Raw genomic sequence first — 23932 nt, 5'->3', positions numbered from 1 at the left:
CTGTAGAGAACCGCGGACTGCGTCGGCGGCGTCGTGCATGACGCGACGATCATAAAGGCAGGCTTTCGGCACCGACAAGATGCTGGCAAATGGCAAGTGCGGGCACTCATTGCGGGTCTGGACTGCTCGTGGGCGGCACCAGCGGGCTTTGCTACTCCCATGGCTTGCATGAAACATATGGATTTCCGTATATTCGATTTCCCATATATTCAAGCCAGCACCATGATGACGCCTGCCGACGTATTCAAGAGTCTTGCCGACGAAACCCGCGCCCGCGCCACCCTGCTGATCGCGCACCAGGGCGAACTGTGCGTCTGTGAGCTGATGTGCGCCCTGAACGACAGCCAGCCGAAGATCAGCCGCCATCTGGGCCAACTGCGCAGCAGTGGCCTGTTGCTGGATCGCCGCCAGGGGCAGTGGGTCTACTACCGCCTGAATCCGGAGCTGCCCGCCTGGGTGCACCAGATCCTGCAAGTGACCCTGCACGCCAACGCCCACTGGCTCCAGGACAACGCTGCGCGCCTGCAGAACATGGATGGACGCCCGGTCCGCGCTGCTGCCTGTTGCTGAATCCGCTAACCAGAGAGCCTTTGACGTCCGCCGCAGCGGAAGGAGCAACCCATGCGAGTCCTGTTCATGTGCACGGCCAATAGCTGCCGCAGCATCCTCTGTGAAGCCCTGTTCAACCACCTGGCACCCGAGGGATTTGCGGCCCTGAGTTCCGGCAGTTTTCCCAAGGGTCAGGTGCTGCCCCGCAGCCTGGCTACCCTGGAGCAGGCCGGCATCGCCACCGCCGGCCTGTACAGCAAGGGCAACGACGCCTTCGCCGACAACCCGCCCGACATCGTGATTACCGTCTGCGACAAGGCCGCGGGCGAGGCCTGCCCGGTGTACTTCGGCCCCGCACTCAAGGCCCATTGGAACCTGGAAGATCCCTCCGACGTCCGGGGTGACGAAGCCTGCGTCGACGCCGCCTTCCGCGCCACCCTGGCGCACATCGAGCTGCGTTGCCGGGCCTTCCTGGGCCTGCCTTTCAACCACCTCAGCCGTGAGCAACTGCAGCACGAGTTGAACCGTATCGGCACACTCTGAGCCGGAGGCCACATGTCAGAACACCTGTCAGAACACCTGCCCAACCTCGACCTCTCCCTGCTCGATGGCGAGCACGCCAGGCCCGAGCACAAACCGCGCATCCTGCTGCTGTACGGCTCGACCCGGGAGCGCTCGTTCAGCCGCCTGCTGGTCGAAGAAGCTGCGCGCCTGCTGCAGCACTTGGGTGCCGAAACCCGGATCTTCGATCCGTCCGGATTGCCCCTGCCCGACGACGCTCCCGTGGACCACCCCAAGGTTCAGCAACTGCGGGATCTGGTGCAATGGTCCGAAGGCCAGGTCTGGTGCTCGCCGGAGCGCCACGGCGCAATGTCGGCGGTGTTCAAGGCACAGATCGACTGGATTCCCCTGGAGCTCGGTGCCGTGCGCCCGACCCAGGGCAAGACCCTGGCGGTGATGCAAGTGTGCGGCGGCTCGCAGTCCTTCAACGTGGTCAATCAGCTGCGGGTGCTGGGCCGCTGGATGCGCATGTTCACCATCCCCAATCAATCCTCGGTGCCGAAGGCCTACCTGGAATTCGACGAATCGGGGCGCATGAAACCCTCGGCCTACTACGACCGGGTCGTCGACGTGATGGAGGAGCTGGTGAAGTTCACCCTTGTGCTACGAGACCAGCAAGCGTTCCTGGTGGATCGCTACTCGGAGCGCAAGGAAAGCGCCGAGCAACTCATGGCCCGGGTCAACCAGCGTTCGATCTGAGAGCACGATCCCCCTGCCCTCTCGCTGAGTCCCGGACATTGCGGCCCACTTGAAGCGCCGGCTCAAGCCAGCAATTCGCTGATCCATTGCGTCTGGCGGACGACCTCTTGCACCTTGTCCTCGGGCACGGCCTGGGCTTGAGTGAAATTGGCCAGGGTGCGCTGCTTCAGCCGCAGCAGGCGCTGCCACTTGGCCAGGAACGCCGGGCTGCGGGCCTGCATCTGCAGCGGACCGAAGTACAGCTCCCGGGCACTGTACTGCACTGGCCCGACGCGCTCGGCGACGATGATTTCGTAGTCGAAGCGGTTCTCTCGCAGCACTTCCTCGGCGAGGATCTGGTAGTCATGTTCCATCAACCATTGGCGCAACGGCTGCTCGCCGCCGTTGGGTTGCAGGATCAGACGCTCCTCGCCGCTCAAGCGCGCCTGGCCGCTGTCGAGGATGTCACGGATAGTCTCGCCGCCCATGCCACAGAGGCTGATCGCGGTGATCCCGTCTGCCGGTTCGATCGCGGCCAGACCGTTGGCCAGGCGCACGTCGATCTGCTGCTCCATGCCGCTCTCGCGCACCGCGCGCTGGGCCGAGCGAAACGGCGTCAACGCCACCTCCCCTGCCACCGCTGCAAAGATGGCGCCGCGGCTGATCAAGGCCAACGGCAAGTAGCCGTGATCCGAGCCGATATCGGCCAGCCGCGCGCCGGCCGGCACATGCGCCGCCACACGCGCCAGGCGCATGGACAATGTCTGTTGCTTCAACTGCTGCCCCTTTTCACCACGAACGTCCGCCAGCCAGGGCCGGATCGGGGGGCGATTCTGGCGGGCAATGCCGGGCTTTTCAAATTTATGCGACCGGGACCTGGGATGCGCTGCAGAAAAGGCCCGCTCCGGACGGGGTCGAAAGCACCGTCCTGCATGGCGGGTTTCTGAGCGGAAGCCGACCTTCGTTGCTGGCAGCGTGCACCCTGGTCAGTGATAGACTCCGCGCCCATTTGGGGGCTTAAAAAATGCTCTGTCCAGAATGTGAACAAGGCGAAGTGACCAAGGTTCAAGTGCGGGCAACGCAGGAGATTCTGTACGTTTGCCAAGAGTGCGAGTCGCTGTGGCTCACTGCCGAGGTCATGGCTACCGAGCCGTTCAACTGTTTCACTTCCTACATGGAGGAGCTGGGTTTACCGCCGCTTTGGAGCTCGCTGTATGTCCTTGAGCCCGAAAAGATCACCGGCCGTCAGGCACGAAAATACCTGCGCTCGGTCGGCTCGATCTAGGTCGATCGAAGCCAAACCGCAATAGCGCACCCGCCACACTCACAAGCCCTGGGGCAAAAGGCTAACGGGCGCACTAAAGCAAAAAAGATGGGTGCCAACGATGAATTACCAACTCTGGATGGAACCGGATGACTGCCAGACATTCTGCCTGGGCGGCCCACAGGGAAGCACCGCCCGCAAACTGCTTCACCCCGACGCCCAGCTTGTGTGGGAAGTTGAAGCCCACAGCCACTTCGAAGCAATGACCCAGTACTACGCGTACATGGAGTGGGGCGAATACAAGACCGACCTTGCCGGACAGGAATAAAAGTAGAGGTTGGCGCATTAGTGCAGAGTTTGTCCCCACGGACCGAAGCCGTTTCAAGCAGCAAGGATAATGCTCAGCGGATCGGCATGTGGGTGGCCCCCGACGCAAGGGGCAGCGGCGTGCTCAGCCCGAGAAAAGATAGCGTCGCGCAAGTCGGCCAGATAAAGGTCCGTCGGGCTTCAAGCGGACGGATCAGCTCTCAGTGACAACCACTGCGTCGTCATTGGCCTCGGTGGCCAGCTTCGCCCGATCAGCCTTGCTGATGTACTTGGACTTTTTTTGCGGAGCCAGTTTGGCGTTGGCCTTCTTGGCGTGAGCCTTCAATAGCTGCTGGATTTTCTTGCGACGATTCATGTGGGGCTACCCGGCTTTTTAAGTGCAGGAATGATATCAGCCGCCACTCGACGGGGCTGGTAACTCTTTGCCGATCCAGCGAATGATCCTCAGCGCCCTTCCTCGGCGATGCCTGTTGCTTCAACCACCGCCCCTTCGGTGGGAGGCGGCAGTTGAACGTCACACTTAGCTCCCAATGGCCATCACGAGCACACCCAGCAGTAGGCAGGCGCTGGCCACGATGGTCAGTCGCAAACGCATCGGCAGGTACCAGGCCGGTAGGTGCATGACCTGCGAGAGCTGCCGGTCATGCCACCAGTGCGCGAAGAATCCGCCAATCAATAACAGCCCGCCCCATGACAGCGGCAGCAAGGTGGCGACCCAGCCCATCAGCGCAGGGACGATGCTCCAAACAAAGCGTGTGTGACGCTGCTGCGCGTTCATACCGGGAGCGATCATGGCAAAGCCCCAATGCAGGGCTCCGACAAAACTCAGGATCACCGCCCCGTAACTGACCAATGCCTGGCACCACAACAGCCGCTGTCCGTGCGCAACCACGGCCAGCAACGCCAGCCCGAGAAACGGCAGCAAGCCGCCATAACCCAGCAGGGCAACGGGCTTGGGTGGCGATACAGAAGACAAAAGGTTCATCTGGATTCCTCTCAATTAGGGCACTGAAAACTGTAGCCGCAAAAGCGCCCTCTGAATGGCCGTCGCGTTGACTCACCGCAACCGGCTGGCCACTGCCGGCCCCTCAGAACTTCGCCTGCATCCCCACCCGCAGCGTACGCCCCGGCGCCGGCATGAAGCTCTGCGCCAGCGGGTCCAGGTAGTAGCGATCCGTGAGGTTTTGCAGCGACACATTGAGGCTGGCGTCTTGCTTCAACTTGTAGTTGAGGAACAGATCGAACAGCGCCACTTCGCGGTAGTTCAGCTGTGGCGTGGTGGCGCCGGTCTGCCAGGGCTTGTCGGCGGTGACGGTGGGCCCCGAGGTGTAGGTAATCCGCGTGCCGAGGGTCAGGCTCTGGTCGAAGAAGCGCAGGCCGGTGGTCAGGTTGCCGGCAAAACGCGGTGGGTTCTGGGTGTTGGTGTAGGACCCCATGAAGCTGCCCGGGGTGCAATCCGGGGTGTCGGCGGTTTTCCGGTAGGGGTTGCTGGTGGCGCGCAGGGTGGCGGCGAAGGCCGCGTCGCAGGTTTCGGTCTTCAGGTAGTAGGTGGACGACAGGTCGGCAAACACCCGTCCGGCATCGTAGTGGGTCTGCAGTTCCAGGCCGCGGGTGGTGTAGCTGTCGGTATTGCTGAAACGCATCAGGCCCCACAGGCCCGGGCTCGGATCGTAGTAGCGGGTGATGTAGTTTTTGATGCTGTTGTTGAAGTAGGCGAGCTTGATCGCCGCCGAATCGTCATCCACGAACAGCCCCTTGTGCAAGGTGCTGGCGCCGATCTCCCAGTTGCTTGAGCGCTCGGGCTTCAGGCCCTTGCCCGGCGTGGTCTGCTGCACACCGTAGCCGGTTTCGAACAGCGAAGGCATGCGAAAGCCCTGGGTGTAGGAGGCATAGACGAAGGTGTCTGGCAGCACCTCGATATTGATGCCGAAGGCCGGAGCAAAGGCGCCACCGCTGTTGCTGTCCTTGCCCGAATAGTTGTAGCCGGTGACCACCCGGCCTACTTGCGCGTCGCCCACTTCCGTCTCGGTCGCGCCGAATTGGTTATAGGGCGTGCCTTCGAATGGATAGTTGGTGTTGTTGAAAACAATGCCGTTGTTCAAGCGTGGGTCGGTCGCATCGGTGTACAGCCCGTTCTGGTCCGGGAACCACATCAGGTAGCCATAGTCGCCGGGCCTGGAGACGGTCACGTACTTGTGTTCGCGCTCCTCTCTGCGCGCCGTGGCATTGGCCACATGGTCCTTGCTGCGATAGTGGGTGTAACGACCGCCGCCCCACAGCGTCAGGCGCTCCACCGGCTGGTATTCCAGCTTGCCGTTGAAGCTGAACTCCTGCCGCGAGCCTTCGCGCAAGCTGCGGTTGGCGTTGATGTCGTCCTGGGTGGTGACCACGCCCTTCTGCGGGCGCAGTTCTTCCAGCTGGAACGAGCCGCCCAGGTCCAGCTTCAAGTCGCCGTAGTCGGTGCTAAAGCGCGAGGTATTGGCCAGACCGCCGCCCGTGCGGCGGTTGGCCTGGCGGGCCCAGGAACGGTCCGTGCGATAGGCCTGGGAAGCCGGTGCCGACCAGGCGCTCAGTTGGCTGGTCTGCGCATCGGTCAGCCACAGGTCGGCAGTCAGGTCCAGTAGCGGGTTGTCCGCGGGCAGGTAGTTGTAGCGCGCGGTGTAGGTGTCGATCTGGGTGTGGCCCAGAGGGTACTGGTAGATGCCACCGGTGCCGAAACGGAAGATGTCCGAGGGCATGATCTCGCCGATGCGCCCGTCATAGCGCCGGTAGCCGAGGTCGAAGCTGTGGCCGTCCGCTGGGCGCAGGGTGGTCTTGAGCAGCCACGATTGGGTCTTCGACGAGGAGTTCAGCACCTCTTCCCCGGCGTTGTAGGTGGTGGCCACACTGGTCTCTTCATCGCCGTAGCGGTCAAAGGTGCGGTAGCGATCCTGGCCCTTCTTGCCGGCGAAATAGTTGCCCTGGTTGCGCTGGGCGTAGGCCGCCACTACATCGAACAAGTCATGGCTGTAGGCAAACGCGGCACTGCCGGACTCCGCGTCCGAGCCGAACAGCCCGCCACGGCTCTGGTGCGGCTCCGCGTCCAGGTCCTCGGTCTTGGAGTGGGGGTCGCGACGGGCCGGCGCCACGCCGTTGTTCCAGACATCGCCCTTGAGCCGCAGGCCGACATTCTGACCGTCCTTGAGGATGTCGCCGACGCCGAGGGTGCGCATCTTGACCGTGCCGCCGATGGCGCTGGAGGTCAGGCTCGGGCCCTTGTCGATGGCGATGTCGCTGATCATGTCCGGGTCGATGTAGCTGCGCTGCTGGGTGCCGGCATAACCGCGATAGACATCCAGCGCCTGTTGCGAACCGTCCACTGTCACCGCCACTCGGCTCTGGCCCTGGATGCCGCGAATGTTCACATCCAGGCCGCCGCCATTGCGGCTGTCGCCGACCTGCACCCCGGGCTGGCCCTTGAGCACGTCGCCCACCGACACCACGCCAAAGCGCTGCATGTCGTCGGCGGAGATGTACACCGACGAACGCGGTGCCCGATACACCTCTTGCTCGTCAGGGTTCTCGCCCTTGACCTTCTGCGTCGGCAGCGACACCGCATCAAGGCGCAGGCGCAAGGCATAGCCGCCGTCGGCCTGACGCACGTAGCCCAGGCCGGTGCCCGCCAGCAGCTGGTTCAAGCCCGCTTCGGTAGTGAAATCCCCTTGCAGGCCCTGGCTGGTCTTGCCCGCCGTGAGCAGCGCACTGCCGGCCATGCTGATCCCCGCTTCGGCGCCAAAACGTGACAGCACCTGGTCCAGGGGACCGGCGCCGATGCTGTAGTGACGTTCGCCGGCCGCCAGCACCATCTCGCTGTAGAGCGGTTGCAGGCTGAGCAACAGCAGGCCGAAGGTATGGGTACGCAAGACACGAGCGGGGAAAATCATGCAAGGCTCCTAAGGATCGAAACCCACCTGTGCCGGTGGGTGATACCTGAAGGCCAAGCCAGATCGAAAAAACTATCGCGCAGGTGAAAAAAAACTTTCAGGCCGGCACCACCGTCACCCAATAACGGGTTCTGCGCTCGATGCGCACCGGCAGGGTATTGGCCACCAGGGCCAGGGCGGCATCGGTGTCGTCCAGCTGGAAACTGCCAGTCACCCGCAAAGCGGCAACCGCTTCGCTGCAACGTAAAAAACCCGGGCGATAGCGCGAAAGCTCTGCCAGCAACTGATCCAGGCGCATGCGCTCGGCGGGCAGGATGCCGCGCATCCAGGCCTGGGCCAGAAACACATCGATGGAAGTCGGCCGCCCTGCTCCCTGGCCATCGACCCGGGTTTGCCAGCCGGCCTGCAATGGCAGCGGGGTCGACGGCTGCCGGGCACTGACCTGCACCAGCCCGCGCAGCACGGTCACCTGAGTGCCCTGGCGATCATGGCGCACCAACAGATGGGCGCCGTGGCTGTACAACAGCGCATCCGGCGTTTGCAGTTGCAGGGAGGCCGATCCGGCCGGGGTATCCAGGGCCAGTTCGCCCTCGATCAACTGCACGCTGCGTTGCCCGGCACCCAAGTCCAGATTCACCGCACTGGCGGTGTTCAGCCACAGCGAACCGCCGTCAGCCAGGGCCCAACGTCGCCGCTCACCGATGCCGGTGCGATAACCGGCCAAGGCTGAACGCACCAGGGTGGAATCCGCCCCCTGCCAGGACACGCCTCCCAGCAGTCCCAGCGCCAACAGGCACTTGAGCACCTGCCGCCGCCGTTGCGGATCGGCGCCCGCCGCCTGCAAGGCCCGGCGCGCCGTGGCATCCGCCAGCAGATGGGCCCCCGGCTGCAACATCAGCGGCAAACCGCTGACCCGCTGCCAGGCGTACTCATGCTCGGCACTGGCCTCGCGCCACTGCTGCAAGGCCTGATGGTCCGCGGCGCTCATCAGCCCGGACTGCATCCGCACCAGCCAATCAATGGCGCTGTCCCGCACCCGGGGATCGACCGCGACGCCACTCATTCAAACAGGCTCGCATAGCAGACGCTGAACGCCTTGCCCATGGCCCGCTGCACCTGGGCCACGGTCAGGCCCAACTGCGCGGCGATCTGCGGGTAGGTCAAACCATCGAGCTGGGACAGAAAGAAAATCTGCCGCACCCGCGACGACAAACCCACCAGCAGCGAATCCAGCTGCAGCAGGGTCTCGATCATCAGATGCCGCTCTTCCGGCGAAGGCTCCTCCCCCACCGGTCGTGCCGCCAGCGCCTCCAGGTAAGCCCGCTCAATGGCCTGACGACGCCAGCGATTGATCAACAGACCATTGGCGATGGTGGCCAGAAACGCCATGGGCTGGCGCAGCTCACGCACATCTTCCTGGGACCGCAGCACGCGGATAAAGGTGTCGTGCGCCAAGTCCTCGGCATCGGCGCTGTGCCCCAGGCGCCGATGCAACCAGCCGCGCAGCCAGCCGTGATGATTCGCATACAGCTGAGCGACAGGCGAAGAGAGGCTGTGGTTGTGCATGGGAGATTCGCATTAATGATAATGCTTCTCATTTTATGGTTTGCAAATGGGAGTTGTACAGCACGGCACGTTGCGATTGCCGTAAAGAGCCTGGCCCGACTTCACGGATCAGGCCACTGGGATCAGGTGCCAAGCGTGCATTGCAGAGCGTTTGAGGGCTTGTCCGGCATTTCCCGCAGGCGCGCGCCATCAAGACTTGCCGCGGCGGATCAGGAGGTCTGTCGATCGATATCGCGGCGAAGGACCACGGCGGTGGTGATGTCCTCGACCGATTCGTGGCTGGCCACGGCATCCCGGACTCGGTTCAGATCATCAATGGTGCGTGATTCGATCTCGATCACCAGGTCCAGCTGGCCACTGACCGAGGAGATGCGGCGCACCTGCGAGTGCTGGGCCAGCATGTCCAGCAGGCTGATGGCCGGGGTGCGTTTCAGGCACACCAGAAACATGGCGCGAATCACGTTGGCGTCGATTTCGCCAATGTCCGCCCGGTAGCCGCGGATCACGCCATTGCGCTCAAGGTTGCTGACGCGCTCGCTGGTGGCGCTTCTGGACAAGCCGATTCTCGCGGCCAGGGCCTTCAGGGCGATCCGCGCCTCTTTAGAAAGAATGTCGAGTATTTCCCGATCTTTCACGTCCAGCTCGCGCATTGAAACTCCTCACATTGACTGCCGATTTTGTGTCGGTCGATTCCGACAATATGCAGGCCAAAGCCGACCGCATACCTACTGCCCTCGAAGATTTCGCATGCCAAGCTAACTGAAAAAAATAACTAGGAAAACCACTACCATGACTGACCTTTGCCACCCCGCCCCGCAGTTCTCGCCCCGCGATGCCGAACAATTGGCTGCGCAGCTTTTCAATGTCAGCGCGAGCGCCTCGCCTCTGGACGGCGAGCGAGACTGCAACTTCCGGCTGAACACAGCGACCGATGCGGGATGGATTCTGAAAGTCGTCAACGCCAGCGAACCGCGCATTGAAAGCCAGCTGCAGACCGCCATCCTCAGCCATCTGGCCGATCACAGCCCCGAGCTTGGCGTACCGCAGTTGAAGAAAAGCCTGGCCGGCGATTTACTCGCCTCGGCCGTGGCGCCCTCTGGTGAAACCCACGCGGTGCGCCTGGTGAGCTGGTTGCAAGGAACGCCGCTGGCCGAGGTCCCGCGCACCTTCGAACTCATGCGCAGCCTGGGTCAATCATTCGCCGACATGGACCATGCCCTTCAGGGCTTCATGCATCCCGGCGCGGTCCGCGATCTGGACTGGGACCTGCGGCACGCCGCCCGTTCCCGCGCCCGCCTGCACTTCATCAAGGACCCCGACAGACGCGCCATTCTGCAGCGCTTCATCGATGATTTCGAAACCAGGGTCGAACCCAAGCTTGCGCGCTTGCGCACCCAGGTCATTCACAACGACGGCAATGACTGGAACATCCTCGTCAACCCGCAAAACCACCAGCAGGTCTCCGGCATCATCGATTTCGGCGATGCGGTGCACACGGTGCTGATTGCCGAAGTCGCCATCACCTGCGCCTACGCCATTCTCGACATGCAAGACCCAATAGGCGCGGCCGCCGCCCTCACCGGCGGCTTCCATGAGCGCTACCCGCTGCAGCCGCAAGAGCTGGACGTGCTGTTCAATCTGATCGCCATGCGCCTGGTCATCAGCGTCACCTTGTCGGCCTCGCGCCACCAGCAGACCCAGGACAACCCCTACCTGGCCATCAGCGAAGCCCCGGCCTGGCGCCTGCTGGAAAAGATGGATCGCATGAACCCGCGCCTGGCGACGGCGATCCTGCGCAAAGCCTGCGGTTACGACGCGATAGAAGGTGCCGGGGCCATTCGCCGCTGGGTGGATGAAAACCGCCAGTCCTTCGCGGACATCGTGCATCCCTCGGCGGCGACCCTGAACAAGGCCATTGTGCCGTTCGCCGATGCCGCCCATGAAATGACCATCGCTTCCGCCGCGCAGCGCCCGGCAGAGGCGACCCAGTGGTGGAATGATTTCTCAGCTGAACATCAGGTGCCGCTGGGCATCGGGCCCTGGGGCGAAGCCAGGACCATCTACACCGACAGCGCCTTTGAATCGCGCTTCATTGCAGGAGAGCGTCGGATCATGCACCTGGGTGTCGACTTGATCATGCCGGCCGGAACGCCGCTGTACACACCGCTTGCCGGTGTGGTGCAGAGCGTCGAGGTCGAGCCTGAACCGCTGGGCTATGGCGGCTTGATCATGCTCAAGCACTCGCCTGAAGGCTGCCCACCCTTCCTGACCCTGTGGGGGCACATGGCCCACGAAGCGCTGACACGCCTCAAGCCCGGCGACCATCTGGCCGCTGGCGCGCTGGTGGGCTACATGGGCGCGGACACGGAAAATGGCGGCTGGCTGCCCCATGTGCATTTCCAGATGTCCACCGACACCCAGTTGAAGGCGAGCGAGTTCATCGGCGTCGGTGAGCGCGCCTATCTTGAGGTGTGGGCCGACCTGTTCCCGGATGCTTCGACCCTGGCCGGAATTCCTCCGGAAACCTATAGCCAGGAAGGCAGGAGCAAAGCGCAGATCGTGGCCAAGCGTAAGCAACTGCTGCTGCCCAACTTGTCGATTTCCTACTCGGACCCGATCAAGTTCGTACGCGGTGATGGGGTCTGGTTGATCGACAACTTTGGCCGGGCCTATCTGGACTGCTTCAACAACGTCTGCCACCTCGGCCACTGCCATCCCGATGTGGTGCAAGCCCTTGCGCGTCAGGCTTCACGGCTGAACACCAACACCCGCTACCTGCACGACAACATCGTGGAATACGCCGAGCGGCTCACCGCAACATTGCCCGAGGGCCTGGCGGTCGCCTCCTTTGGCTGTTCCGGCAGCGAGGCCAACAGCCTGATGCTGCGCATGGCGCGCAATCACACCGGGCGCAACGATGCCATCGTGCTGGATTGGGCCTACCACGGCACCACCCAGGAGCTGATTGATCTGAGCCCTTACAAGTACAAGCGCAAGGCCGGCAAGGGCCGTGCAGAGCATGTATTCGAGGCGGCCGTGCCGGACGTTTACCGCGCAGCGGATGACTGGCCATTCAAAGAGCTGGGCAAGCGTTTCGCGCAAAGTGTCGCCGAGCAGATCGACAGCATGCGCCGGCAGGGCCGAGCCCCGGCGTTCTTCTTGGCGGAGTCGATTCCCAGTGTCGCCGGGCAGCTGTTCTTTCCGGAAAACTACCTGCAAGAAGTCTATGCAATGGTGCGGGCCGAGGGCGGTCTGTGCCTGGCCGATGAAGTTCAGGTCGGCTTTGGCCGAGTGGGCAGCCACTGGTGGGCCTTTGAAACCCAGGGCGTGGTGCCTGATGCGGTGTCCATGGGCAAACCCATAGGCAACGGCCATCCCATGTCGGCGGTGGTGACCACCCGCGAGATCGCCGACAGCTTCAACAACGGCATGGAGTACTTCAATACCTTCGCCGGTAGCCCGGTTTCATGTGCCGTGGGGCTCAGCGTTCTCGATGTGATCGAGCGCGACAACCTGAAACTCAACGCACTGACGGTGGGCAATTACCTGCTTGATGGCTTTCGCACACTGCAGCGGCGCTACGATGCCATTGGCGATGTACGCGGGCTGGGGCTGTTCCTCGGGATCGAACTGGTCACCGATCGCAAGAGCAAATCTCCGGCCACGCAACTGGCGAAAAAGGTCGCCGATGGTGCCCGGGAGCGCGGCGTGCTGATCGGCACCGAAGGCCCCCATGACAACGTTTTGAAAATGCGCCCGTCGATGATTTTCAGTCACAAGAATGCCGACTTCCTGCTCGAGGTGCTGGACGACAGCTTCAAGGCGGCCCTGCGCTAGAGCGCCCGGATCGGCGCACGAGTGACAGCCTGCGTGCCTGGCCGACATAGTGTCGGCCAACTCCGGCAATGTGTCCGGCTGGCGGACACCTTGCCGGGTGCTTTCCAGAACGGCCTATGCAAAGCTTTTCCCGAGGCCTGGGTGAAGAGCCCAACAACAATAATTAATAATTCTTCAAAGGTGCCATCCAATGCTAACCAGAACGCTCAAGGGTCTGCTTGCTGCATCCACCGTCGCGGCCGCGGCGCTCCTCTGTCCTACAGCCGTTCAGGCTGATGATTTGCAGTCGATCCAGGACTCCAAAGAGATTCGCATTGCCATGAGCGGGCAATATTCGCCCTTCAGCTTTGCCAACGAGCAGAACCAGATTGTCGGCTTCGACGCCTCCATCAGCGAAGCCCTGGCCCAGCGGCTCGGGGTGAAAGTCAGCATTGTCACCACGCCCTTCGACGGGATCATTGCCGGGCTCCTGGCGAAAAAATATGACGCCATCATCGCCTCCATGACCATTACCCCGGAGCGCCAGAAGGCCGTGGATTTCGTCGGCCCCTACTACCACGCCGGCCGTACCATCGTGGTGAAGGAAGACTCGCCGATCCACAGCCTGGATGACCTGAAGGAGGTGAAGGTCGGCGTCACCCTGGGCGATGCCCACGACAAATGGGCCAGGACGCGCGGCAACCTGAAGGTCAAGACCTACAAAGGCCTTCCCGAGATGCTGGTCGACCTGGACGCCGGGCGCCTCGATGCGCTGGTGATGGACAGCGTTCCGGTGCTGGTGGCCGTCAAGGAAACCGGGCAGAAGGTGCGCATCATCACCCCACCCGACAGTGACGGTGGGGTTGAAGGCATGGGCATTGCCCTGCGCAAGAACAACCCTGAGCTCAAGGCCGCGATGCAGCAGGCGCTGAACGACATGCTCGCCGATGGCAGCTACGAAAAGATCTCGATGCAGTGGATTGGCAAGGACATTCGCTGACTCATCTGCAGCCTGGCTCGACCTGGGGTCGGGCCAGTCACTCCGACCTTTTCGAGCCTGCCCATGGATCTGACACTTATACAGCGCACCCTGCCGTTTTTTCTGGAGGCGGCCTGGGTCACGGTGCACGTTTCGCTGCTGGCACTGCTGCTGGGTTTGCTGGTTGCCGTCGTGCTGGTGGCGGCGCGGCTGTCCGGCTTTTTTCTGCTTCGCTGCCTGGCCAGGGTCTACATCAGCGTTTTTCGCGGCACACCCTGTCTGGTCCAACTGTTTCTCATCTACTTTGGCGGCCCGCAAATCGGCCTTGAGCTGGAGCCGTTCTCCGCAGGTGTCATCGGCCTGGGCCTGAACATCGCGGCCTACATGGCCGAATCCATTCGTGGCGCGATCAGCAACATCGATCCCGGTCAGGTCGAAGCCGCCCGCTCAATCGGTTTCGGCAAGGGCCAGACCCTGTGGCTGATCACCCTCCCGCAAACCGCCAAGTTGATGATCCGACCACTGGGGGTCAATGCGGTCGCGCTGATCAAAGGCTCGGCCCTGGTGTCGACCATCTCCGTGGTGGAACTCTCCTACACGGCGCAGCGTTTTATCAGTTCCACCTACAAGCCATTCGAGATCTTCATGGTGTCGGCCATTTTGTACATCGCCATGGTCTACACGGTCAGGCTGATGGTGGACCACCTCGATAAACGCTTCGCGGCCAAGTGAGACACCTCCATGCCAAGCCTTGACCTGAGTATCGTGCCCCCCTATTCCGAGCTGCTGGCCACCGGGCTCTGGTGGACCATCGTCTTGTTCCTCTGCTCCAGTGTGCTGAGCCTGATCGCAGGAATAGCCTTTGCCCTGATCGTGCTCTACACCCCGAAACTGGTCTCCCTGCCCATACGTTTCCTGACCTGGCTGCTGATGGGCACGCCCCTGCTGCTGCAGCTGTACCTGATCTATTACGGCCTGGTGCAAGTGGGGATCGATATCCCGGCGCTGATGGCCGGCATCATCGGCCTGAGCCTGCATTTTGCGGTCTACAACGCCGACGTGATTCGTGCCGGGGTCCTGTCGGTCGACCCCGGGCAGATTGAAGGTGCGCGCTCCATTGGCCTGAGCCGCAGTCAGGCCCAGCGCTACGTGATTGTGCCGCAGGCACTGCGCAGCACCCTGGCGCCGCTGGGCAACAACCTGATTGTGCTGCTCAAGGACACCTCCCTGGTGTCGATCATCGGCATTGCCGAGCTGGTCTACAGCGCCCAGCGCGCCGTGAGCGAAACCTACAGCCCGTTCGAATTCTATCTGGCCGTCGCGGTGATTTATTACGCGGTCAATCTTGCTCTGGAAGCCGGCCTGCACCTGCTTGAAACCAAGGTAGAGATGTCACGATGACCACAGAAAAGTTCATGGTTGAAGTCAAGGGCGCGCGCAAGGCGTATGGCGCACTTGAAGTGCTCAAAGGCATCGATCTGTCTGTCGCGCGCGGACAGATCATCGCCATCATCGGCCCCAGTGGTTCGGGCAAAAGCACCCTGCTGCGCTCCATCAATCACTTGGAAGTGCTGAACGAAGGAGAGATCTGGCTGGAAGGCGAACACGTCAACCGCCCCTTGAAAGGTCGCGCATTCGAACAGCACATCAACAGCGTGCGCCAGCAGATGGGCATGGTGTTCCAGCACTTCAATCTGTTCCCGCACCTGACCGTGCATGAAAACATCGCCCTCGGGCCGATCAAGCTCAAAGGGCTGAACAAAGCCGCCGCTCGCGAGCTGGCCATGGAGTACCTGTCGAAAGTCGGCCTGGCCAACAAGTTCGACGAGTACCCTTCTCGCCTGTCCGGCGGACAGAAACAGCGCGTGGCCATTGCCAGGGCCCTGGCGATGCGTCCCAAAGTCATGCTGTTCGATGAAGCCACCTCGGCCCTGGACCCGGAGCTGGTGGAAGAGGTCAACCAGGTGATGAAACAACTGGCCGCCGAGCACATGACCATGTTGATCGTCACCCATGAAATGCGCTTTGCCGGTGAAGTGGCGGACCGGATCGTCTTCATGGACGGTGGCGTGGTGGTCGAGGAAGGCGCGCCGCAAGAGATCCTGCAAAACCCGACTCACGAACGCACCCGGTCGTTCCTGAAAAAGCACCTGCACGCCTAGAGCAATGGCGCCCGCGCTTGCCGAAGGTGCTGTTGCGCCAGGGGGCAACGGCGCCGCCGTAAACGCGCTACCGTCTCGACGCGGTGCTGTCTAAGACGCAGCTGCGCCCACCCTCACTCATAGCTCAAGGTGAAGGTCAATGAAGCAGCCAACGGCCCCTTGCCAATGCTGTGCTCGCGCAAGGCATTGGGAAGCGCCTTGAGGTAAGCCAGAAAGGTCACTGACTGCTTGCCGTCCTGGCTGATGCGGCCAATGGAATGCGCGCGTCCCAGGGGCAAGGGCTGCGCCGCTGCATCCTCCAGGCCAATCACCAGGCCTTGCGGACTGCCGCTGTCGAGCTCTAGAAAGCCCTGTATCTGCTGACTTTCATGACCACCCAAGGTCACCTTGACCTCGGTCCTGCCGGCGTTTGAATCACAGTCAAGCAGGTTCAGGACAACGGCCTTGCTCGCGGTCCTGCCTTCGCGATAGAGCTCCTGCTGACTCACATCCTCGAAGTCCAGAGTCCGGGTTTCGGAGCCAGGCTCGAGGGTACAGGTCTGATCCATCAGCTGGCCGCTGAAAAAGACGTTGTCTGCCGCAGCCGCCGGAGCGCCAAAGCCCCCCGCGAGCCAGGCACAGCACAGGCACAAATAGCCGTTGAGCAATCGCTTCATGACTTCACCTAATACAGCTCGACCAGCAACAGCCCGGAAGCATTGAACTGGCTCAACGCAAGCTGCGCTCCGACCTTCTTCACCGGCACCGCCTCGAATGCCGGTGGCTTTTGCAGACTGTCGAGGCTGATCTGCCGAGGCTGGTTGAGCTCCAGTTCCCGCTCCCCCAGAAACAGCTTGATGGCCAAGCCACTGACAGAGGTGCGCAGCAACGCCGGGTTGAAGTCTGCCGCTGAGCCCTTGAACGTCAGGCGCATCTTCCAGATCGAATTTTGCGCCACCAGCCCCGGACACTTGATCTGATAGGGAATCGGCTGACGATAGTGCTCGCCGTCGATCTTGCGCAGCAGCACGTTGCCGAATGACACCCTGATGGGCGCGTCCTTGTCGCTGACCGTGCATTGCGGAGGCGCGATCAAGACGCCGGCGAAATCCATGTTCCCCGCCGCCCGGCCCACACTCGGCAGCCCCAGCCACAAGAGGCAGCAGAGCAGCACCAGGCACCCGGTTTTGCTGCGCCACAACCGGCTCATGAAAACGCCCGGCCTCCTGCGACCGGCCCCCAGCTCCCGGCCCATCCAAGGCTGCGCTGCAAACCTTGCGCCCAGCCACTGAGCCTGCGCAGCGACAACCCCGAACGCGCCCTGTGGCGTCACGCCCGCCTCAGCTCGCATCGGCCACCGGCCTGGCCAGGCACTGCCCCGCCGTGCAGCGAAACTCCAGTTGCGGCCGCCCGCCAAAGTCGTTGACATACGTCAGCACCGGCGTATTGCCCAGGGTCCGGGCGCCGACACTCAGCTCCTGGCGTCCCCAGGGCGCCAGCATCACCGGCTGAAAGTCTGCAACGGATGCCCCACCCACGCGGACCTGGGCATCAACCAGGGTCACGTAGTAAGCCGTCGGGTTATGCGCCACGTAGCGCTCGCCCTCCCGGGACAGCGTCAGTTGCTCCTGCCAAGGCACCTGATTCTGTCCGCCGCCCCTGACGAGGGCCTCGGGACGATAGAACAGCTTGATCCGTGTCTGCAGGGCAATCTGCAAGGCATTGGGCTTGTCGGTGCGCGGTGGAATCTCACGCAAGTTGAAGTAGAACAGCGACTCCCGGTCCTGGGGCAACTGCCCCACCTGCGCCAGCCTCTGGATCTTCACCTGACTGCGGGCGCCGGCTTCGAGCCGTTGCACCGGAGGCAGCACGGTCAAGGGGCCGCCGATCTTCTCCTCCTTGTCGTTTTCCAGCCAGGCCTGGGCCAGATACGGCAGCTGGGGATTCTGGTTGCTGATGCCCACGCTCACCGATTTCTCGCTGCCATTGAAGATGATTCGCGTACGGTCAAGGGCGATGGCGGCGTGTACCGACTCCAGAGCCAAGAGGCTCAGGGCGATTACAAGCAGGCTTTTTTTCAGGTCGAACCATGGCATGCAAGCCACTCCTTATTACGGGTTGCTAGGGGATTGGATTTCGCGGACCGCAAGGGGCCGGCAGACAAATTGCGCTTGCGGGTCATCCGCATTGACCTGCTCCGTCAGGGCGAAGTCGCATTGGGCCTTGCCGTCCCACTGCACCGACATCAGGTCACCGACCTGCATGCCGGTGAGGTACACCAGGCCGTCTTCGCCAATGATTCCGGTTTCCTGGCCTCGTGCGTTGTACACACCGCTGCCAAAAGGCGGCGGGCTCGCGTCTGGCAGGAGGATGCGGACCATGCCCTTGCTCCCGGAAACAATGCCGAAGCGCCGGTAGCCAATCGCGCCCTCGGTCAGCGTGGCCTGGGTCACCGAGCGCCCGGCTTCCAGGTCGTCAGCCAGTTGATCCAGGTTGATGCTCGCCTGATTGCGGTAATAGCTGTTCATATCAGCCACCACCGCCTTGCCGAATCGGTTGGAATAGGTGCTGGCGCCGTTGCCCTGCACCGGCACCCCGGCCACGCCATTGGTATCGAGCAGCAGGCGAGTACCGCCCAGGGTGGTGATCCGGTGCAGCGCCGCCCCTTCGGCGGTCAGGGTCGCCCCGCCCTGCACTGCAAGACCGGCAGAACGATAGCGTCCGGCCTGATAGCTGGCGCTGGCGGTGACATCGGCCAGGCTGCCCTCGTGGTTCAGGTAGCCGCTGGCCGTGTTGCCATCGCTGGCGGTACCGGCGCTGAGCATGTAGCTGTTGCGCTCATCCGGACGGTCGTAATAGCTCAAGCTGTGACCGCTGCTGCCACGGTTGAGCGTGGAGTTGTAACTGACCGAGCCGCTGTCGCCCCAGGGAAGACTCAGGGAGAGATAGGCGCCTTCATCGACCGCGCCATGGCTCTGACTGCGGTAGGCGGTCAGCGACAGGCCCAGGTTCTTCAGCCCGCCCAGGTTGAAATATCGCGACAGCGACAGGCTGTAACGGTCGCTCGGCGCATTGTTCCAATAGGTCTGGTGGTTGTAGTTGAAGTACAGGCTCAGGTTCTGATCACGAAAATTCTTGCTCAGTGTCGCGGTGTACATTTCCTTGCTCTGATTATTCAACCGGCCACTGCGACGAGCCTCGATAAAGTCGTTCATGGTCATGAAATCTTCCTCGGAGAAACGATAACCGGCGAACGTCACCTGGCTGTCGTAATCCTCGAAGCGCTTCGAATAGCTGGCGCGATAGGATTTGCCCTGGCGCTGGCCGATTTGTGCCAGGCGGGCATTGGACTGAGTCACGTCAACCGCCAGGGCGCCGAAGGCCATCAGGTCACGACCCACGCCCACGGCCAGCGAGCGATAGTCTTGCGCCCCCAGCGCTCCGCCATACAGCGACCAGCCATTGCTCACCCCCCAAGAGAATTCGCCGCTGGCGAACTCTGGGCCATCGGGCTCGTGCTCCCAGTCCGAAGGTCGGCCGGCGGACACTTTGTAGCGCACCGTGCCCGGGCGGCTGAGGTAGGGAATGCTGGCCGTGTCCAGCTGGAACTCCTGAACGCTGCCGTCCTGCTCTTCGACACGCACATCCAGCTTGCCGCTCACCGCATCGCTCAGGTCCTGGATGCGAAAGGGCCCCGCCGGCACTTGGGTGTCGTACAGAATGCGCCCCTGCTGCGTGACCAGCACGCGCGCGTTGGTCCGCGCGACACCGCTGACTTCCGGCGCATAGCCGCGCAGGTTGGGCGGCAGCATGTTGTCGCTGGTGGCCAGACTGGCACCGGTGTAGCGCACGCTGCCAAACAGGTTGGAGTCCAGATAGTTTTCTCCCAGGCTGAGGTGGGCGCGCAACGCCGGAATCGCCCGCGATGCGTAGTAGCGGCTCCAGGCGAATTGCCGCTGGCTAGGCTTGCCGGAGGTCTTGTGCACCTGCCCTTGCCAATCGGCCCGCAGGCGCCAGGCGCCGAGGTTGAAACCGGCGGTGCCATTACCCGTCAACTGCTGGTCGCTGGCCTGAGGTCCGGCGTAATCCATGGTCTGGGCATTGAAGTTGTAGTCAAACAAAAATCCGCTAATGCCCTCGTCCCAGCGCGAAGGCGGGTCCCAGTTGCTTGCCGTGTATTCAAGGGCGTCCTGGGGAATGTTCAGATACAAGGCCGAGGCGCCCAGGTCGCCACGCACCGTCATGCCTGGAATGCTGCTGATATCCAGACAATTGCCCTGGTGCCACCAGGCAAGTTGATTCATCCGCTGTTTTTTCAGACCCAACTCGGCCACCAGTGCCGGAGAGATGCAGGCCACACTGCCCTTGGGGTCATCCTCCGGGGCGATGTAGTCCACGGAAGTTTCCGGCAACGAGTCGCGGTTCACGTGAACGACCAGGTTGTATTGCCCCGGCAAAATGAAGTTAGCCTTGGAAAACAAGCCGAGATCGAGATTTTGTTGATCCTTGAGATCAAGGATGTCCGTATTGAACTGAAACTCTTCGGCTGCACTAGCCAAGCTGGCCATAGACCACAACGTAGTGAAGAGCCATACCCGGTGTTGAACCACGTAATTAACTTCCCTTTACAACGACAACCACTTCTTTCGCTCGCTTCCCTTGGCCATAAAACAGCATCGATCGACCACTGTGCCCAACACTGTCACGAACGACATTGGATATGTACGCAGGCAACATCCAAGTGTTGAGTACTGATTAACGAGAGTCATGTTCGAGCGCCATGGCAGTGCATGGCCTATAACGTCGAAACAACGAAAAACCGAGAAGATTGGCGGCGATCCAATCGAGACAAGATCGGCAGTGCGCCTGGAATACGCGAACTTGCGTATCCAGGCCGCACCTCATGCAAAGTTACTGATACGCCAGGGTAAAGTTGGCGACAGTATCAAAAGTACCCGCGACCACAGTGGCCGGCTTGGCCTCACCGCCTTCGGTTTCGGGAGCCAGCATGTCGCCTTGCAGATAGGCCGTGAAGTTCAGCGCACTTTCACCGTCGGAAAGATTCTGCGGATCGGAGGACGAGCCGAGCTTGATCAGCGTGCCATTGCGATCGGCGATCGCCAGGCTTGCGCCCTTGGCAGTACCGCTCTGGAAGCCCAGAAGATCGGGGTTGGCCGCCGAAGGCGCGCCGGTGAAGGTCACGGTGGCACTTTTCAGCGAGCCCAGGTCGCAGCCGTTGAGCTTGATGGAGAACGGCTTCAAAGCGGACTTTCCACCATTTTTCAGCGCGCTGTTGGAGATCGAGTCGAACTCCACCACCTGCTCCAGGGAGCCACTGGAAATCGAGCATGGAGAGTCGTTGATGTTGCCCTTGAAGTTGACCTTGCCACCGCCCTGGTCCGCCGCCATGGCCAACACCGAAGTGCCACTGAGTATCACTGCTGCTACAGCTGCCGCCATTTTGCTGAATTTCATTTTAGAATCCCTACAAGTACACATTTGATATGTTGGCACCATGCATCACATGGATAGACCACAAGGCAAAATCCATGACATGCCACTTGTCGACTAAACCGCAGCCAACTAGTGAGTGTCGGGAGTTATTATATTTACCGACCAAGAGAATTAAGATAAGAAAGGTTCGATAAGCGCATAGGAAAATTCCGAGTCAACTTCTAGCTTGTCTTAATGCATCTACCCAGCGACTCAGGGCGCATAAAAAAAGCGCCCAGGCTAGTGTCAACCTGGGCGCCGCTTGAAAAATACTGTTTCAACCCGAGATTAATATTCCGTAAGGGTCAGAACGCCATATCCGGTATGAGTGCCAGTGGATATGGGCTTTGAAGTTTTCTGTACCATCACCTCGATTTCGAGCAGCCCTTTAGTGGCTAGTCCATTGAGTGGTGTTTGCTGGAATGGCATGAGCGGGATATAAACGCCACTGCCCGAGCGAGCATAAAATGCCAGATCAATTCCCGGATTTGATGTGGCCAGTGCACTGCTCTTTTCCCCGGGATTACCTATCAGGCCAATAGACAATTTGGCCGGATCAAGCTGACCGGAGTCACAGCGAAGGGTCAATTTGCTACCCGCGTTATAACCGTAGATAAGATTGTTCACCGCAATACTCTGAACCTTGCGGCTATCAATCGGCTCTTTTATCTTCAGCCCCAGGAAATTTTGCCCATCGTTGAGATCACAGGTCGCGGGAACGGACAGAATGGTCGGTGATTTCAACGACAGCGTGTACAGCGGTTGAGGACTCCAGCGCCCCGGTTGCGAGTAGCGAAAGAACGAAAAAAGCTCGCTGGGCGGAAGGTATACAGCCCCACTGAGCGCCTTGCGCCGAAGACGGAAGGTGACTTTGCCCTGGTTGCCCGCGTTTGCCCAGCGCAAGGGCGTGACACCATTGTCGGAAGGCCCAGCAGTGGCGCCCGCATTGAATTTGTCCCTGAAGGGGACGTAGCTTTGCGGCGCACTATTGCCCGTTACGAATATTTTCATGTCGATGTCTTCGGTCAATCTGAAGAAATCATTATCGACACGGGACAAGGTCTGACTCAGCTCAGCCCTGAAATAGCTGGCCCTCTGCTCGCCACTATCGGAATAGCACCAACCGTCGTAGTCACTGGGAATGGTTTGATAGGTCGTTTCATATAACGCGCCCTTTTCATTGGAGGTAAAAGCGCCGTTCTTTATTTCAATACTCAGCTGATTGTTGCCCCAGCAGGCACCGTCCGGCGTTCCAGGGGGAACAGGCTCGGCCCAGGACTTGACCGAGAAGAATATTGCCGCAAGAGCCAGCCACGACATTGGCAGGCACAGACTCATCTTGCTTGTTGTATCCAGAGTGGAAATAGCCACGGGGAGCTTACTCCTGAGTGATAACGAGCACCGCGTTGGCAGTGAAGGCACCCGGTCGCAAAACGCTGCCGGGCTTGGCATCCAGCACCGCCTCCAGCGTGGGTACAGAGGCGTAGTTCACCGAGAACTCGCTGTTGAGGGGCTGTCGCTTGCCATTCACCAGAAAGCGCACGCCGAGATTGCTGGTACTGGTCTGCAACACTTCAGCGTTGAAACCAGTCGTACCGAAAAACTTCAACTTGAGTGCAGGTGACTGGGAGGGATTCTTGCAAATGATCTGGTAAGGAATTTTCCTGCCGCCCTCGCGACCATTGATCTCATCAGTCCTGACCTCGGCAAAATCTATCCTTGTTTGAAGAACATTCACGCTGCAGTTGGCAGAATCGAACACTTCAAAGTTCACGAACACATACAGTCCACCCGGAGTAGCGGCCTGAGTGTTTCTCGCCACCAGGAGAGCAGACAGGCCGAAAAGCACACACCCGATCAGGCTTGTCCGTCTCATGAACGGACACTGTTTTTTATGACGGCGCACACACCATCTCGGCAGTCGAAACTCAATTGCCCACGCCCGCCAAAATCATTGATATAGACCAATGTCGGCCGCTGGACGCCCGGACTGAACTTGCCCTCAAGACGATGCGCACTGTAAGGCGGTATTTCCATGGGTTTGAAGTCCGTGACAGGAGAGGTGCCGGACTCATCACTGAAGGCCTCGATGAGGGTCACATGATAGGGAGTGGCATTGTTCAGTTGAAAGCGTCCGCTTTCTTCTTTGGACAAGGTCAGGGCGGACAGCCAGGGACTGGTGAGGCCGACCGTGAGCGGGCGTATTCTTTGCGGCCGGTAAATGACTTTTATCCGCCGTTGCAAAGCGATCTGGATGACCTCTTTGTCTTCGCCGCGCGGGGGAACTTCACGCACATTCAGATAAAACAGTGTTTCCCGGTCCAGGGGCAGATCTGCCACGCGCGGCAGCGCTTGGATGTTCAACTGATTGCCCTGCATGGGCTCCAGCCGCTGAATCGGCGGCAAGGCCACCACTGGCGAGCGTTCGAGTTTCTGTCCTTGAGCATCCTCGATCCAGGATTGCGCAAGATAAGAGCTATCGTTGGAGCGGTTATGCACCATGACCACGGCACGGGTCTTGGGCGCCTGAATGATGATTCGCGAACTGCCAAGGGTTAGCGCCGCCATCGCTTGGGCGTGAAAAAAAGCAAAAAGCAAAGCAATGACAGTGGTGGATTTAGTCATGATCAAAGTT

The 23932-nt window shown here is 61.1% G+C and carries 25 protein-coding genes; 10 read left to right on the top strand and 15 right to left on the bottom strand.

The genetic code is table 11. The features are described from left to right. The first annotated feature begins 222 nt into the window (after nt 1-222). From WIN67_RS12440 to arsH, 3 genes are read left to right on the top strand one after another with little or no spacing between them, the layout of a single operon-like run. Nucleotides 223-570 carry a metalloregulator ArsR/SmtB family transcription factor gene (locus tag WIN67_RS12440; RefSeq protein ID WP_102880097.1) on the top strand — a complete coding sequence of 116 codons (348 nt, stop codon included), beginning with the start codon at nt 223-225 and terminating at the stop codon, nt 568-570. Between the two features lie 51 nt (nt 571-621). Then, complete coding sequence (locus tag WIN67_RS12435) at nt 622-1092, top strand: arsenate reductase ArsC (protein ID WP_102879935.1); 471 nt, start codon at nt 622-624, stop codon at nt 1090-1092. 24 nt (nt 1093-1116) lie between these two features. Next, nucleotides 1117-1809, top strand: a complete 693-nt coding sequence (gene arsH, locus WIN67_RS12430; protein WP_110653047.1) for an arsenical resistance protein ArsH — start codon at nt 1117-1119, stop codon at nt 1807-1809. A 62-nt stretch (nt 1810-1871) separates the two neighbouring features. Here the strand turns inward: arsH and WIN67_RS12425 are convergent, their stop codons facing one another. After that, on the bottom strand, nt 1872-2564 hold the full coding sequence (locus tag WIN67_RS12425; protein ID WP_339071369.1) for a tRNA (adenine(22)-N(1))-methyltransferase: 693 nt from the start codon (nt 2562-2564) through the stop codon (nt 1872-1874). 278 nt (nt 2565-2842) lie between these two features. On the opposite strand from WIN67_RS12425, the gene WIN67_RS12420 reads away from it, so the two are divergent. Further along, nucleotides 2843-3073 carry a hypothetical protein gene (locus tag WIN67_RS12420; RefSeq protein WP_146232966.1) on the top strand — a complete coding sequence of 77 codons (231 nt, stop codon included), beginning with the start codon at nt 2843-2845 and terminating at the stop codon, nt 3071-3073. 100 nt (nt 3074-3173) lie between these two features. After that, nucleotides 3174-3380 carry a hypothetical protein gene (locus WIN67_RS12415; RefSeq protein WP_102879938.1) on the top strand — a complete coding sequence of 69 codons (207 nt, stop codon included), beginning with the start codon at nt 3174-3176 and terminating at the stop codon, nt 3378-3380. A gap of 192 nt (nt 3381-3572) precedes the next feature. Here WIN67_RS12415 and WIN67_RS12410 read toward each other — a convergent pair whose 3' ends face one another. The 6 genes from WIN67_RS12410 to WIN67_RS12385 all read right to left on the bottom strand — a co-directional run bounded on the left by WIN67_RS12410 (nt 3573) and on the right by WIN67_RS12385 (nt 9518). After that, complete coding sequence (locus WIN67_RS12410; RefSeq protein WP_339071368.1) at nt 3573-3734, bottom strand: DUF2986 domain-containing protein; 162 nt, start codon at nt 3732-3734, stop codon at nt 3573-3575. Nucleotides 3735-3899: 165 nt separating this feature from the next. After that, on the bottom strand, nt 3900-4364 hold the full coding sequence (locus WIN67_RS12405) for a DUF3429 domain-containing protein (protein WP_047303602.1): 465 nt from the start codon (nt 4362-4364) through the stop codon (nt 3900-3902). A gap of 103 nt (nt 4365-4467) precedes the next feature. Then, on the bottom strand, nt 4468-7302 hold the full coding sequence (locus tag WIN67_RS12400) for a TonB-dependent receptor (RefSeq protein ID WP_339071367.1): 2835 nt from the start codon (nt 7300-7302) through the stop codon (nt 4468-4470). 97 nt (nt 7303-7399) lie between these two features. Continuing rightward, nucleotides 7400-8365, bottom strand: a complete 966-nt coding sequence (locus WIN67_RS12395; RefSeq protein ID WP_339071366.1) for a FecR domain-containing protein — start codon at nt 8363-8365, stop codon at nt 7400-7402. Further along, nucleotides 8362-8868: a sigma-70 family RNA polymerase sigma factor gene (locus WIN67_RS12390; protein ID WP_110595868.1), complete on the bottom strand. Its 507-nt coding sequence runs from the start codon at nt 8866-8868 to the stop codon at nt 8362-8364. Before WIN67_RS12390 ends, WIN67_RS12395 begins: the two co-directional genes overlap by 4 nt. Before the next feature lie 209 nt (nt 8869-9077). Continuing rightward, nucleotides 9078-9518, bottom strand: coding sequence for an Lrp/AsnC family transcriptional regulator (locus WIN67_RS12385; protein WP_102879943.1), 441 nt, complete (start codon nt 9516-9518; stop codon nt 9078-9080). 139 nt (nt 9519-9657) lie between these two features. On the opposite strand from WIN67_RS12385, the gene WIN67_RS12380 reads away from it, so the two are divergent. The 5 genes from WIN67_RS12380 (at nt 9658) to WIN67_RS12360 (ending at nt 15825) form a co-directional block, all read left to right on the top strand. Next, nucleotides 9658-12705, top strand: a complete 3048-nt coding sequence (locus WIN67_RS12380) for an aminotransferase class III-fold pyridoxal phosphate-dependent enzyme (protein WP_339071363.1) — start codon at nt 9658-9660, stop codon at nt 12703-12705. Between the two features lie 190 nt (nt 12706-12895). Next, nucleotides 12896-13684 carry an ABC transporter substrate-binding protein gene (locus WIN67_RS12375; protein WP_102879945.1) on the top strand — a complete coding sequence of 263 codons (789 nt, stop codon included), beginning with the start codon at nt 12896-12898 and terminating at the stop codon, nt 13682-13684. Nucleotides 13685-13747: 63 nt separating this feature from the next. After that, the gene (locus WIN67_RS12370) at nt 13748-14395 is read left to right on the top strand and encodes an amino acid ABC transporter permease (RefSeq protein ID WP_102879946.1); all 648 of its coding nucleotides are present in this window, start codon (nt 13748-13750) and stop codon (nt 14393-14395) included. 9 nt (nt 14396-14404) lie between these two features. Then, nucleotides 14405-15064 carry an amino acid ABC transporter permease gene (locus WIN67_RS12365; RefSeq protein WP_339071362.1) on the top strand — a complete coding sequence of 220 codons (660 nt, stop codon included), beginning with the start codon at nt 14405-14407 and terminating at the stop codon, nt 15062-15064. Beyond that, nucleotides 15061-15825: an amino acid ABC transporter ATP-binding protein gene (locus tag WIN67_RS12360; RefSeq protein ID WP_102879948.1), complete on the top strand. Its 765-nt coding sequence runs from the start codon at nt 15061-15063 to the stop codon at nt 15823-15825. Before WIN67_RS12365 ends, WIN67_RS12360 begins: the two co-directional genes overlap by 4 nt. Before the next feature lie 113 nt (nt 15826-15938). Here the strand turns inward: WIN67_RS12360 and WIN67_RS12355 are convergent, their stop codons facing one another. The 8 genes from WIN67_RS12355 to WIN67_RS12320 form a co-directional block, all read right to left on the bottom strand. Further along, entirely contained in the window at nt 15939-16481 is a 543-nt protein-coding gene (locus tag WIN67_RS12355; protein ID WP_306392706.1) for a fimbrial protein, read from the bottom strand. 8 nt (nt 16482-16489) lie between these two features. Beyond that, on the bottom strand, nt 16490-17014 hold the full coding sequence (locus WIN67_RS12350) for a fimbrial protein (RefSeq protein ID WP_265074618.1): 525 nt from the start codon (nt 17012-17014) through the stop codon (nt 16490-16492). Nucleotides 17015-17144: 130 nt separating this feature from the next. Then, on the bottom strand, nt 17145-17900 hold the full coding sequence (locus tag WIN67_RS12345) for a fimbria/pilus periplasmic chaperone (RefSeq protein ID WP_273906483.1): 756 nt from the start codon (nt 17898-17900) through the stop codon (nt 17145-17147). Between the two features lie 15 nt (nt 17901-17915). Beyond that, nucleotides 17916-20372: an outer membrane usher protein gene (locus WIN67_RS12340; protein WP_110595873.1), complete on the bottom strand. Its 2457-nt coding sequence runs from the start codon at nt 20370-20372 to the stop codon at nt 17916-17918. A 343-nt stretch (nt 20373-20715) separates the two neighbouring features. Then, nucleotides 20716-21279, bottom strand: coding sequence for a fimbrial protein (locus WIN67_RS12335; RefSeq protein ID WP_110595874.1), 564 nt, complete (start codon nt 21277-21279; stop codon nt 20716-20718). Nucleotides 21280-21585: 306 nt separating this feature from the next. After that, a complete protein-coding gene (locus WIN67_RS12330) occupies nt 21586-22668 on the bottom strand; it encodes a hypothetical protein (RefSeq protein ID WP_306383066.1) in 1083 nt (360 codons plus the stop codon). A gap of 7 nt (nt 22669-22675) precedes the next feature. After that, nucleotides 22676-23173: a fimbrial protein gene (locus WIN67_RS12325; RefSeq protein WP_339071361.1), complete on the bottom strand. Its 498-nt coding sequence runs from the start codon at nt 23171-23173 to the stop codon at nt 22676-22678. Further along, entirely contained in the window at nt 23170-23922 is a 753-nt protein-coding gene (locus WIN67_RS12320; RefSeq protein WP_339071360.1) for a fimbria/pilus periplasmic chaperone, read from the bottom strand. The genes WIN67_RS12325 and WIN67_RS12320 overlap by 4 nt, the downstream gene beginning before the upstream one ends. Between the last annotated feature and the right edge of the window lie 10 nt (nt 23923-23932).

The sequence above is a fragment of the Pseudomonas idahonensis genome (assembly GCF_037903935.1).
Lineage (GTDB): Bacteria > Pseudomonadota > Gammaproteobacteria > Pseudomonadales > Pseudomonadaceae > Aquipseudomonas > Aquipseudomonas danubii.
The sequence above is the reverse complement of the archived record's forward strand: the minus strand, read 5'-3'. Positions and strand labels throughout refer to the sequence as shown.